The 13,293-nt window shown below is 34.4% G+C and carries 12 protein-coding genes and 2 pseudogenes; 1 reads left to right on the plus strand and 13 read right to left on the minus strand.

Going from position 1 to position 13,293, the window contains the following annotated elements; all coding sequences use genetic code 11:
* Nucleotides 1-103: 103 nt before the first annotated feature.
* The 8 genes from GMB29_RS17920 to GMB29_RS17955 form a co-directional block, all read right to left on the minus strand.
* Nucleotides 104-2,047: a stage V sporulation protein D gene (locus tag GMB29_RS17920; protein WP_136351331.1), complete on the minus strand. Its 1,944-nt coding sequence runs from the start codon at nucleotides 2,045-2,047 to the stop codon at nucleotides 104-106.
* Nucleotides 2,048-2,253: 206 nt separating this feature from the next.
* Nucleotides 2,254-4,443, minus strand: coding sequence for a penicillin-binding protein (locus GMB29_RS17925; protein ID WP_136351332.1), 2,190 nt, complete (start codon nucleotides 4,441-4,443; stop codon nucleotides 2,254-2,256).
* Nucleotides 4,444-4,556: 113 nt separating this feature from the next.
* The gene (gene ftsL, locus GMB29_RS17930; RefSeq protein ID WP_136351333.1) at nucleotides 4,557-4,925 is read right to left on the minus strand and encodes a cell division protein FtsL; all 369 of its coding nucleotides are present in this window, start codon (nucleotides 4,923-4,925) and stop codon (nucleotides 4,557-4,559) included.
* Nucleotides 4,926-4,948: 23 nt separating this feature from the next.
* Nucleotides 4,949-5,881 (minus strand): 16S rRNA (cytosine(1402)-N(4))-methyltransferase RsmH, encoded by a 933-nt coding sequence (rsmH, locus tag GMB29_RS17935; protein WP_136351334.1) that lies wholly within the window; start codon nucleotides 5,879-5,881, stop codon nucleotides 4,949-4,951.
* A gap of 73 nt (nucleotides 5,882-5,954) precedes the next feature.
* On the minus strand, nucleotides 5,955-6,386 hold the full coding sequence (mraZ, locus tag GMB29_RS17940; RefSeq protein WP_136351335.1) for a division/cell wall cluster transcriptional repressor MraZ: 432 nt from the start codon (nucleotides 6,384-6,386) through the stop codon (nucleotides 5,955-5,957).
* Between the two features lie 126 nt (nucleotides 6,387-6,512).
* Nucleotides 6,513-8,141, minus strand: a complete 1,629-nt coding sequence (bshC, locus tag GMB29_RS17945) for a bacillithiol biosynthesis cysteine-adding enzyme BshC (protein WP_168733743.1) — start codon at nucleotides 8,139-8,141, stop codon at nucleotides 6,513-6,515.
* A 286-nt stretch (nucleotides 8,142-8,427) separates the two neighbouring features.
* Nucleotides 8,428-8,820 (minus strand): DUF3397 domain-containing protein, encoded by a 393-nt coding sequence (locus GMB29_RS17950; protein ID WP_168733744.1) that lies wholly within the window; start codon nucleotides 8,818-8,820, stop codon nucleotides 8,428-8,430.
* A 1-nt stretch (nucleotide 8,821) separates the two neighbouring features.
* On the minus strand, nucleotides 8,822-9,715 hold the full coding sequence (locus tag GMB29_RS17955; RefSeq protein ID WP_136351338.1) for a 2-dehydropantoate 2-reductase: 894 nt from the start codon (nucleotides 9,713-9,715) through the stop codon (nucleotides 8,822-8,824).
* 290 nt (nucleotides 9,716-10,005) lie between these two features.
* On the opposite strand from GMB29_RS17955, the gene GMB29_RS17960 reads away from it, so the two are divergent.
* On the plus strand, nucleotides 10,006-10,467 hold the full coding sequence (locus tag GMB29_RS17960) for an N-acetyltransferase (RefSeq protein WP_136351339.1): 462 nt from the start codon (nucleotides 10,006-10,008) through the stop codon (nucleotides 10,465-10,467).
* A gap of 155 nt (nucleotides 10,468-10,622) precedes the next feature.
* Here the strand turns inward: GMB29_RS17960 and GMB29_RS28110 are convergent.
* The 5 genes and pseudogenes from GMB29_RS28110 to GMB29_RS17980 all read right to left on the minus strand — a co-directional run.
* Nucleotides 10,623-10,769 (minus strand): annotated as a pseudogene (locus GMB29_RS28110) (RsfA family transcriptional regulator); the annotation flags it as partial.
* 233 nt (nucleotides 10,770-11,002) lie between these two features.
* Nucleotides 11,003-11,234, minus strand: a pseudogene (locus GMB29_RS28115) (RsfA family transcriptional regulator); the annotation flags it as partial.
* A gap of 156 nt (nucleotides 11,235-11,390) precedes the next feature.
* Nucleotides 11,391-12,158, minus strand: coding sequence for an enoyl-CoA hydratase/isomerase family protein (locus GMB29_RS17970; protein ID WP_136351341.1), 768 nt, complete (start codon nucleotides 12,156-12,158; stop codon nucleotides 11,391-11,393).
* 127 nt (nucleotides 12,159-12,285) lie between these two features.
* Nucleotides 12,286-12,459, minus strand: a complete 174-nt coding sequence (rpmF, locus tag GMB29_RS17975) for a 50S ribosomal protein L32 (RefSeq protein WP_066335963.1) — start codon at nucleotides 12,457-12,459, stop codon at nucleotides 12,286-12,288.
* Between the two features lie 79 nt (nucleotides 12,460-12,538).
* Entirely contained in the window at nucleotides 12,539-13,057 is a 519-nt protein-coding gene (locus GMB29_RS17980) for a YceD family protein (protein ID WP_136351342.1), read from the minus strand.
* Nucleotides 13,058-13,293 lie beyond the last annotated feature (236 nt).

A 13,293-nucleotide genomic window follows, 5' to 3' on the forward strand; every position in this document is an offset into this window, starting at 1 on the left:
TCTTTTTAAAATCTTTTATGTTTTATTATTTCGAAAACTTAATGGCCAATCCCAAACAGAAAGAAAGCGTGGCATTCCTTTCCTCTAGAATGCCATGCTTTCTTTACTCTTTGCTTTTACTTTTATCATCACTTTTGCCTAAATAGACTCGTAAGGTTGAGCCTTCCTTTACTTTCACACCTTCACTTGGCGATTGCTGTACAACAACATCTCCTTCGCCAGCTACATCAAGTTTTAAATTTACAAACTGCTCTGCAAGCTCTTGTTTCGACAACCCTAAAATATTCGGTACTTCAACCAATTTTGTGTCCAGCCATTTATATTCTTTTTCAATTTGATCTTTTCTAGGTTTCACTCCAATTTCCGGCAAAACATCACGCATAATATTCCCTACTATAGGAGCTGAAACTGTGCCCCCAAATTGAATTGTACCTTTTGGATTATCAACTGCGACATATACAACAATTTGTGGATCATCTGCAGGAGCAAACCCTATAAAAGATACAATATGGTTATTCTCCATATATCTGCCATCTTTTACTTTTTGAGCAGTACCCGTTTTCCCCCCGACTCGATAACCATCTACATATGCATTACGCCCAGTACCAAGAGCAACAACACTTTCTAGAGCATGTCGTACCTGTTTTGATGTTTCTTCAGAAATGACTCTGCGTTTAGCCTCTGGGGTATGTCTACTTATTACTTCATTTGTCACAGGATCAACCCATTCTTTCGCAATATATGGTGTGTATAATATACCTCCATTGACTGCGGCAGCTACAGCCGCAACCTGTTGAATGGGTGTAACGGATACACCTTGACCAAACGCTGTTGTGGCCAGTTCAACAGGGCCTACTTTTTCTGGATTAAATAAAATCCCTTTTGCTTCTCCTTGTAAATCAATCCCTGTTTTTTGTCCAAATCCGAAATCTTTTATATATTTAAAAAGTGTTTCTTCACCAAGTCTTTGCCCAAGCTCAACAAACCCAGGGTTACAAGAATTCTGGACAACTTCTAAAAATGTTTGATGTCCATGGCCGCCTCTTTTCCAACAACGTAATGTGGCGCCATCTACTTTAACAGAACCGGTATCATTAAACGTATCTTTTTCCAGGTCAACCTTTTTTTCCTCCAGAGCAGCAGCCAACGTAATAATTTTAAAAGTTGAACCAGGCTCATACGAACTCCAAACAGGTAAGTTGCGATTATAGATCATAGGATCAACTTCCCTAAAATTAGCTGGATCAAAGTCTGGACGACTTGACATCGCTAAAATCTCACCATTATTTGGATTCATCGCTATTGCTATAATACCATCCGGATTATAAGTTGCCTGCACATTATCTAATTCGCGCTCGATAATCGTTTGAACACGTGAATCAATTGTAAGTTTTAAATTTTTACCATCGACTGGTGCTGTGTAATCGTCAGCTTCATCTGGCATTCTTTGTCCTTTTGCATCAGAAAAGAATTTCACATAACCTTTTTCACCTTTTAACTGTTCATCATAATAAGCTTCTAATCCAAGTAGTCCTTGGTTATCAATACCTGCAAAGCCGAGAACATGAGATAAATAGCCGCCAAATGGATAATATCGTTTAGAATCCTCTGCAATATATACTCCTTTTAAATTTAAATCCCTTACTTCATTGGCTTTTTCATGAGAAATTTTTCTTCCCTCTGGATTTATCCATTCTATTGATTCTTTTTTCGTAATATGTTTATAGGCCTTCTCCTCCGACATATTTAAAACAGCCGCAAGCTTTTTCGCTGTCTCTGCAGGATTTTCAATTTGTCTTGGAACAACATATATGGTAGGCGCACTCATATTCGTAGCAAGCTTCACACCGTTTCGATCTAAAATTTCCCCACGTTCAGGTTCAAACGGAATATTTCTGCTCCATAAATCTTTAGCACCAGAAGTTAATGTATCTCCAAGAAAAAACTGAACATATCCTAGACGTATATCAATCACTAAAAAAACGAAAAAACCGATAAGCAACGTTAAAACAAGACGCTTTCTAACGGTCACATTTGACACCCGCATATCTTCTACTCCCCCTTGTCTAGGCTCGTTCAAATATATGCTTGTACTAGTCAATATAGAACCCTAATGAATGAGAAGCCCCATTCAAACGCTTCAAAAATGTTTACAATTATTAGATGCTGTTAGTTGTCTTAAGACTTCAGCTGACTCGAATTCAAAAGAAATAAAAAGTGGACTGATCTTATATCGATCAATCCACTTTTTTCTTATTCCTCTTGTTTTGTTTCACTTTTAGCTTGTTTTTTTACTTCAACTGTTTTTAACGTAACTGTCAATACATCGCCTTTTTTTACTATACTATCTTTTTTAATACTTTGTTTTACAACGTAGCCGGTGCCCTCAGATTTAACGGATAAATCTAGTAATTGGCCAATCTTCATGACATCTCGTTTTGACCAGCCTGTCATATCTGGCATTTTTACACGATCAGAAGTTTTAAGGATGATTTTTTCATTTGAAATGATCTCTGTTTCTGCTTCAGGATATTGTGAAACAACATTTTGACCGTTTCCAAGAATAATAGTTTCTAAGCCTAAATCTTGTAACTGCTTAACTGCTTCAGCTGGTTTAGCGCCGTTTAATGCTGGCAATTTAAATCCATTACTAGATGACTTATTGGAATTTTGGTCATTTGTTTCAGTTGGATCAATTTGCATATATTGCAAACTATTTTTCATAACAGAATTAAAGATCATAGAAACAGGAACAGATCCAGATTTCCCTTCTAATTCTGGCTGTTGAACCGCAACATAGACAATTAATTCAGGGTTATCCTTCGGAGCCATACCTAAAAATGAATAAATATGATTATCGTTTCCTGATAATATTCGACCAGAAGAAGAATACATTTGTGCTGTACCTGATTTACCAGCAACCTCATAACCGTCAATTTGATATGGTTTACCTGTACCATGTTCACCACTAACAACAGTTTCAAGAATATTTAAAACTTCCTTGGACGTTTTTTCCGATATAGGCTGTCCAACGATCTGCGGCTTCGTTTCCTTTACAATCTTATTTTTGTCAGTATCTACAATTTTATCTATCACATACGGCTTCATCATTTTACCATTATTAGCAATGGAAGTTGCTGCTTGCACTAATTGGATTGGTGTTACAGCTGAGGCTTGGCCAAAAGCAGTTGACACTCTATCTCGATGATATTTGTAATTAAAACGGCTATTCTCTTCATTTGGAAGATCAATACCTGTTTTTGCTGTAAGTCCAAATTTATTTAAATATTGAAATAGTCGGTCTGTTCCAAGTAGTTGATCCGCAATGAGAGAGAAGGCCACATTTGATGAGCGCTGTACTCCTTCATTAAATGTGATCGAACCCCAGCCTGCTTTTTTATGATCATAAATATCTGGTCCTTCAATTTTGTATGATCCAGACTGAAAATAAGCATTTCCATTATAAACGCCTTCTTCAATCGCTGCAGCAAGGGTAAAAATTTTCATTGTTGAGCCAGGTTCAAATGGATTTGAGATGACATCGTTATGATATGAAGTGATATCTCTAACATTGGGATCAAAACTTGGACGTTGTCCCATTGCCAATATTTTACCTGTTTTGGGATCTGCAACAACTGCTACAATTTTTTGAGGTGAATATTCATCAACTACCTGATTCATAGCATCTTCAAGAAATGTTTGCACTTTCTGATCAATCGTTAAATAGACATCATTGCCATTTTGCGGGGCAATAATTTCATCTTTACTATTTGGCAGCTTCCAATTGTAATGGTCTTTTTCATACTTAACATAACCATCTTCTTCATGTAGATATTTCTCAAGGTTTTTTTCAATCCCCATCATCCCAACCGTTTCGCCACTCTCTTCTTGTTTTTGTGCATAACCGATTAAATTTGAGGAAAAAACACCATTAGGATAAAATCGTTGTGTATCTCTAATGAAAGTTATACCTGGAAGTTCTAATGCATCTATTTTTGCTTTTAAGGTTTGGCTAATATCACGCCCATTAGAGCCAAATTCTACTTGATATAAATCCTTTGAAAGAATTTCTCTGACTTCACTAACCTCCATATCGATTAAGGGTGCCAGTTTTTGAGCCGTTTCTTCTATATCAACTACATGCTGTGGATTTTTAGGATTCGTTGTTATTTTCTCATCTAAAATGGCGACAAGCTTATATGAAGCTTTATCTTCTGCTATGACTTCACCATTATTATCAAGTATTTTCCCTCGCTCTGCTTCAATCGTACGTTGACTTTCATATAGTTCTTCGGCTTTTGCGGCAAGAGCTTCCCCATGTACAGTTCCAGTTGCTTGTATGTAAAAAAAGCGAATAAAGATAATTAAAAACAGCAATGCGAATGCGATCGATAAGATGGCTGCTCCTCTGTTCATATTGATATTTTTCTGTGTTAGCTTCATACAGTCCTCCTCTTTCACTCCTTTATTTTACCATAAAGATACATAGGATTGATGAAAAAAAAGCTGGCCACACCTTAACACCTTGTGCAGCACAGCTCTGTTTTTTATTGTTATTATTCATTAACGCTTTTCACATTGTTTTGATCCAGTTTTAGTCCAAGCTCATTAGCTTTTTCCCAAATTCGATCGTACGTACTTAACTCTTCAACCTGTACATGGAGGTCACTATTAAGCTTTGTTTGTTCTTCAATTTTAGCTTCTGTTTTTTGAATATCAATATTCGCTTGATACACCGCGTAGCTTTTAGAAACGATACTTATTGCTCCGAATAAAAACAGACCAACAAATAAAACCATTAATAGTTTTTCTCCAGGTGTGATTGTAGCTCTTCTCTTGATAATAATTGGTTCCGATACCGGGATTTGTTGGTGATTCTGTTTTTCTTGTCTTTGTTGTTCTAATTTCATTGCTAAATTGCTCATAAATGTAACCTCCTTCTAATACTCTATATTTTTTCAGCGATTCTCAGCTTAGCTGATCTTGCACGGTTGTTTTCTTCTAATTCTTTTTCTGATGGAACAATAGGCTTTCTAGTCACTATTTTAATTTTTGGTTCGTAACCTTCTGGTAGAAAAGGCATGTTACGAGGTATTTCAGGTGGTGTTGCTGCTTCTTTGAAAGCTGATTTACATATGCGGTCTTCTAATGAATGGAACGTTATCACACTAACTCTTCCTTGTGGCTTTAATAATTCAATCGATTGCGCAATTGCTTCTTCAAAAACCTTCAATTCATCATTAACTGCAATCCTAATCGCTTGAAAAATCCTTTTTGCAGGATGGCCTCCTTTTCGTCTTGCTGGTGCTGGTATCGCCTCTTTTATTATCTCAACCAGCTCAGCTGTTGTTCGAATTGGCTGCACTTCCCGATGTGCTTCAATTTTTCTTGCGATTTGTTTTGAAAACTTTTCCTCGCCATATTTAAAGAAGATCTTTACTAAATCTTCATACGACCAATCATTTACAACTTCATAGGCAGAGATATCAGACTGTTGATCCATTCTCATATCTAACGGAGCATCATGATGGTAGCTAAATCCTCTTTCCGGTGTATCTAACTGTGGTGAGGAAACACCTAAATCAAAAATAATCCCGTCTACTTTTTCAACACCATGTTCAGCTAGTTTTTCTGTTAGGTGGCGAAAGTTACTTTTTATTAAAGTAACTTGTCCATCATATGATGATAATTTTTCTTTAGCATTGGCTAATGCGATATCGTCTTGATCAAAAGCAAAGAGATGTCCTTCTTTCGATAATTTAGAAAGCAGGTAACTGCTGTGGCCTGCTCCGCCTAAAGTGCAATCAACATATGTACCGTTTTCTTTAACTTGAAGCCCCTCAACTGTTTCCTTCAATAATACTGTTGTATGTTCAAACATTGTTGTACCACCTTTTTCAAATCGTTTTTATTAGCTTGTCCACTCTACTACTCATTTTTTGCATAAGTGAAGATTATATATCAAAATCAATCATATTTTCTGCAATTTCTTCAAAAGAATCTTCTTGCTCAGCAACATAATTTTCCCAGATGGACTTACTCCATAGCTCAATTCGATTTGAAACGCCGATAACAACACATTCTTTCTCTAGTTTTGCATATTGCAATAATGGTGTAGCGATATTGACGCGTCCTTGTTTGTCTAATTCACATTCTGTCGCACCTGAAAAGAAAAAACGAGTAAATGCACGAGCGTCTTTTTTCGTTAGCGGGAGGGCTTTTAATTTTTCTTCAATTAACTTCCATTCACTCATCGGGTAACCAAACAAGCATTGGTCAAGGCCTCTTGTGATGACAAATGATTCTCCTAGTCCATCTCTAAACTTTGATGGGATAATCATTCTGCCTTTTAAATCGATGGTGTGATGGTATTCTCCCATAAACATGCTCGGTGCCCCCACTTTCTCTCCTCATCTCACCACTTTCCCCCACTTATCTCCACACTTCTTATTTTAGACTTTTTTCATACAAAAAAAAACCCTGTATGAACAGGATTTTCAAAAAAGTTTTATTTAAATTTTGACAACTTTATGTTTATTATTAAAAGAATATGACAAGTTTAGCAGTTCTCCAACAAAATCCGGGCCAAACCTATTTAAATAGTAATAAACATTCCACATTCTTTCTTGAGGCTGTATATTTGGACATAAAGATAATTCGATTGATTTAAACTTTGAAAGGTGAACATCATGCAGTTGTCGCTTTCGTTTTTCTACACTATGCAATAAAAAATTCAGCTGCTCTTGTATAAATACACCATTTTTTTTCAGCATTGGTTCTAAACTAGCATCAATTTTCAGCGCTTCATGAATTAAACACTCGTGTATGTCAGCTATTTTATTTTTCGCCTCATCCACCAATGGATTCATATCAATCGGGGAAACTGATTTGAGAAAAGATTCAATCGCTTTCTCAACACCTTCATGCAACACTTCATCTAACATTAAATTTGTTTCATTTAAGTTCCGCTCGATTGGACGTTCTAATAATGTGATCGTTAGTCTTGGTAAAACTGGCGGCATTTTCATATCCAAAGTGGAAAACACTTTCTTTAACTCAGCCCAATATGTTACCTCTCCAGGCCCGGCGATAAAAGCTAGTGTTGGGAATAAATATTCCTGCATAATTGGTCTAGTTACAACATTATTGCTTAAATTTTGAGGATTCGTCTCAATTACATCAAAAAGTTGTGCTTTTGACATAGTTAAGCCAATGTCGGTTACAACAAACTCTGAATCATTTTGTCTTTCTAATAGAAATCTCTCTCCCTCATGATGATAAAAAAGATTAGCACTATTTTCAGACATTTCAATGATTGGGTTATAGTTTTGCGCACGCATTTCTTGTTGCTGCATTTTAACCGCATCATATATTCTGCTATTATGTTCAAGGATTGATTGAAAACAAGATTTTTCTAACTGTCGAAGTCCCGGATCCCCTGAATTGACGAGAACTAACCCTTCATTTTTAAAGAGACTCATGATGACGTGTTCAAAAAACTCAACGTATGTATTCGATTGTTTCACGCAATTCGATAACTGATCTAATAGATAGTTTGAATGGTCTGTTTCTCCAAATGTTTCAAAGACATCTTCAATCCATTCCAATGTTTTTTGTTGAGTCAGGATTAATTCAGAAACAGATTGCTTTTTAAGTGGAGCATCTTTAATGGTTAATTTTTTAGGGACTTTATCCTTTGCAGTAAAAATATGATTAATTTCAGCAAAATCGTGATCCTCGCCTGCAATCCAAAAAATTGGTATGACTGGTATTCCTAGTTCCTCTTCTTCTTTTCTAGCTAAAACGATAATTGAAATAATTTTATGTATTGTATAAAGCGGACCAGTTAATAGTCCAGCTTGTTGACCGCCTATGACAACTACACTTTCAGGGTGCTTTAATTTCTCAATATTTTCAATCGTTTTTTCATGATTTGCCGAAAAGCGTTTTGCGTATTGCTTTAAATAAGCCGATATCTCTTCACGCTGAAAGGAACGATTTTTAAGATCCGCTGCTCGATTTTGAAAAACCTCTTTTGAATGAATATTATAATCAAAAAATAAGTCATTTTTTAAATTTTGGTCTGTTAAATCATTCATAAATTGATTTGATGAGCGGAGGGAGAGTTCAAGAATCTCCATATATATCTTCCTTTCTGGATTTATGTAATAACAAGGTTGAGTATAGCATTTATACGACTGAAACAAAAAAACTTTGCTTAGCATACCCCTCATTGATTTCTAAACATAAACTAAGTCCGAAATAACAATTTCAAGTGAATATAGGTTTGATATAAAGTATGCTTATGTTCAGATCACAACCTTGCTGTAACTAACAATTGACTAGAACGTTCTATCTTCTCAGACTTATCCGTCCTTTTTATCCTAAATACACTTTTATTGAATTCAATTTTGATCCCTCGATAAATTAAAGAAATGCATAGGTAATCATACTAGATACCGATCCATATACCACTAAGCTGAGATAGCTCAGAAAAAAGATTAAAAACGATAAGCGCCACACCTTTTTAAAAACATTTTTTATTGAAAATTTCTTTGCTTTTTTTAAATCAACATAATAATTAATCAATAGTAAACATAACAACCCAATGATCATGTATAAAAGAAATGATTGCTCAAAAATTGTTACGAGATGAAAATGAACAGATATGATGAAAAATATTGTTGATAAGTCTATTGTTAAAAGGATTGATTTCTTCTTATTTTTAACAAGCATTTGTAAAATTACTAATAAAATGACAAGGCAGACGAATGGGAAAGTAAAAGCAATTGACATCATCCACATTAATAAATTATTCATGTCAATTCGTCCTACATGCTTCGATCCCTTTGATGGCATGATATAAAAAAGTTATAGTTGGAATCATGATCTGATTCTTTCTTGCACATTGAATTAAATAACCTAAAATCGAATCTATTTCTGTTTGACGACCATCTTGAATGTCTTTATACATTGAGGACTCATTTTTTTCAGTTTTTTTACATATTGTCTGTACATGCTCCCAAAGTTTCACTTCATTCTGAACATCTAATATTAGTACGACTTCTTTAAATAGTTCATATAGAATCTGTTTAAAATCATTATTTTTAATTAATTCGCCGTTTTTCACCTTTAGAATGGCAGTTAATGGATTTATTGTAGCGTTCACAATTAATTTTTCTGTAAGCATATTATGCCAATCATCCTTTAACTCAATGCCAAATAAAGAGTGTTGTTCGGCAAGCAGTTGGCTAAATATTGAATGTTGAGGTTTATCTTGATTATAATGGGAGATTTTCGTCACACCTATACCTGTATGTTTTACAGAATGATCATTTAAACGTATCGCACCATGTTCGGAAATTCCTAATAAGATTTGATGTTTTGATAATACTGATAAATATGGCAAATGTCCCATTCCATTTTGTAAAAATAATATTGTTCGTGGTGAAAGTTCTTTAAGCACATCAATAATTGCTTCTATATCGTATTGTTTAACTGTTACAATTAAGAAATCTTCCTTATAGTTTCGATCTGATGTCGCTTGTATCATTGCTGTTGTATATGTATCATCCTTAAAATAACTTAAACCACGTTTATTAATGAGATCAGCTTGCTGCTTACGATTTGTATAAAGTGTTAGTGAATAATCTTTCGATAAATAAAAACTGTATAGAAGGCCTAACGAACCGGCACCGATGATTCCAAAATCCATAGCTTCACCTACTTTAGCGATTTATCTTGTAGAATACCTTATAAATGATTATATTCATAATAATAATTCAGTATTATCATATCAAATGAAGTGTCTTCCATACTAGACTTTTGTCTGTTTATTCAAAAAATAGCAAACTATTTATACACCCTAATACTGTAAGCGGTTAACCATTTTCATTTCCATCATTTGTGTAACATGGTATAATAAAGTTAGTATTTTTTTAATTTAATCAAAATATTCTTTACACATTTCTAGATTATTTGATATGCATCAAGGGGGAATTTTCCATGTTTAAAGTCGAAAGATTATTAATCAATTATAAAACATTAGAGGAGTTTAAAAAGTTTAGAGAATATGGAATTCAAGAGCTTTCAATGCTAGAGGATCTTAAGACAAATATGATTGAAGATGATAGTGACTCACCATTCTATGGTATTTATTTTGGAGACAAACTAGTTGCTCGAATGAGCCTTTATCGTGTTGACAAAAAATTCGACCAATACTTTAGCCCACAGCAAGATTATTTGGAACTTTGGAAACTTGAAGTAATTCCTGATTACCAAGGAAAAGGCTATGGTAGAGCACTTGTTGATTATGCAAAGTCATTTCAATTGCCTATTAAAACGAATCCTCGAGTAAAATCAGGCGATTTTTGGACTAAGATGCATTTTGAACCAGTAAAATATGATATGGAACGCGACAAAGGAGAGAATCCATTAATTTGGTATCCCGCTAACGATAATAATTAACAACAAAGAAATCTCTTGATCATACATTGCCGTAAAGACAATGTATGATCACTCTAGGATAGTCGATTGTGCAGCGCTAGTATTAGCTGGACAAAGTGATCAATAAATTCCCACAAAAAAGTGGCTGTCTCTGGATGAGACAGCCACTTTCTTTGTTATTTTTCAACCCTTTCTAAATTACCATTTTTATCCATCTGAAATTTCACTTTTCTATTTCTTTCATCCTCTTGTAGAATGACCATTTTTCTTGCACGATCCATGATTTCAATAAGTGCATGATAATCCTCTTCAATAACTGCCAAGTTATTTGTGAGGGCTTCCTTTTCTTGTTGAAGTTTTAATATTGTTTCCTCTAATATTCTATTTTTATCTGATAAGCGCTTATTTTCTTGTTCCAGCTCTTTTAAGGATGGCGCCTCTTCATATTGTTGAAGGAAGTTTATGAGGTCTTTAATTGCATTTTTCGATTGAGCATCCTGTGGTTTACTTTCTAATAAAGGCTCATCCTCGATCTCACTTATTTGCTGTGGTGAAGATGTTCTAAGCTCTTTTCTTTGTTTTTTAGCTACTTCAATACCTGTTTTATATTGTTTTCTAACATGAGAATTCCATCGGAATCCACATGCTGCAGCTGTTCTAGATAATTTTCGACCAACCTCTTCAAATGCAGCTAATTGTGTAGCACCTTCACGAATATGCCTTAGTACCACCTCTGCTAACAATAAATCTTCATCATGTGTCCAAGCATCTTGACGAGTAGTAGTCATCCCTTATCCCTCCAATAGTCACTTTTTTTCTATACATATGCAACTAATAGAATAGATAGACTCTATTACTTTAAAAAAAGAGCTTAAGACAAACATATTCTTTAGAATTTTAATGATTAATAAATATTATAAACAATAGGAAAAATATGTTAGCGATTATTTCTTTCTATTTACAAATCGTGAAACTGCGTTATGATGGTTTTCCATCTCCCATAACTCGGCACATCTATTGATTTCTAATTTCATTCTTGAAAGTAAACCTGTCTGCTGCCATTGATCTATTTTTACAGACTTGTATGCTCTTAATACAAGGGGATATTCAACTAATGAATTAAGAATGAATTGAATTGCCTCAGTTCGATAAGTTGATTCTTCAACAATTTTTTGGATAAATTCTAATGAATGCGCTTCTTCTACAGAAATTCTTTTTGCAGATAAAAGCAAGGACATTGCTTTATCATATGGCATTTTTTCATGAAGCAATGTCGCTCCGCCCCATCCAGTTGTTATCGCTAAATTACCTTGAATGAATCCTATTTCCGCACCTTGTTTCGCAATACGAACATCACAAGCTGTAGCAATTTCACATCCGCCACCTAATGCAATACCATTAATAAGGGCAAAAGTAGGAATTGGCAACATCAATATTTGATAAAGAACTTCTCCCATTTTAGAGAGCATATCGTAGGCTTCTTCCTTTGTTTTTAATTGTTCAAAAGCGTTTACATCTCCACCTGAACAAAAGGCCCTGTCACCTTCACCTGTAATCATGATTGCCCTTATATCTTTTGTATCATGTAATTTCTTAAGGCTTATATGCAACTCATCCATCATATCAAAATCTACAGCATTATATGTTGCTGGCCGATTTAATTTAATTTCAACAATTCCTTTTTCATACTCAGTTAAAATTATTTTATTCATATGTACAATACCCCCAAATCATAATTAATTCCATTTTATATGTTTTATTCCGAGTTCTAAAGATTTGGATAAAAATAAAAGCGTGAGGATTGTTAGATCCTCACGCTTTTATCATTGTAGATAAAAATTATTTACTTACAACGTCTCTTCCTTTGTATGTTCCACATGCTTTACAAACACGATGAGCAAGTTTGCTTTCACCGCAGCTTGGGCATTCTACCATACCAGGTACTTGTAATTTAAAATGAGTACGACGTAGTCTTTTTCTTGTTTTAGAAGTTCTTCTAAAAGGTACAGCCATTATTCCCACCTCCTTAAAGAGCATTACATTGATTGAATCCGGATATTCCGGTTTCCTCTGTGTTTTTTTACTAAATATATTAGCTATCTTCGTTTTCGAAGAATTTTGCTAATCCAGCCAATCGTGGGTCAATCTTGTTTTTCTGATCATCTTCAGAAATAACTTCCCAGTCTTTACCTGATTGAGGAGCAGCACCTTCTACATTTGCAACATCCTCACAGAATATCTGTATCGGTATTTCTAAGATAATGATCTCCTTCAGAATTGGTGTTAAATCAACAATGTCACCATCTGTAAGATGAAAATCCTCTTCCGTTTCATATTCTGCTGGTTTAAGTAAAAATGTTTCAGTTGTATTAATTGAAAATGGATATTGAACATCCACTAACGTTCGAGAACAAGGAAGAACCATTGAACCTGAAATTGATAAGTGGAACGTTACTTTCGTTGAGCTAATATCTGCTCTTCCACTAACGTTAACTGGTGAAATATCACGGATGTCTGGATGACTTGTGACAAGATCACTTAAATCGATTTCTTCATCAATTTTCAATCCCTTGTTTTGCAATTGATGTAGTTGACTAATTGTCCATTTCAACGTATATCACCTCAAGGCAACAAAGGTAATTATAGCTTTCGCAATAATATTTGTCAATATTTTTTCTTTACAGTGTAAGTATACATGAACTTGTAATAATTACAAAATGATTTACAGTATTTCATAAGAAATTTCTTTTTAGAGCATGTTTTATTTTAATCATCATTTTCCTGCTTTGCAAGGTATTTCTTATAAAATCATTAATTATTTATTATCGTAACGAAATGTTATTACTA

The sequence above is a fragment of the Metabacillus sediminilitoris genome (genome assembly GCF_009720625.1).
Taxonomy (GTDB): domain Bacteria; phylum Bacillota; class Bacilli; order Bacillales; family Bacillaceae; genus Metabacillus; species Metabacillus sediminilitoris.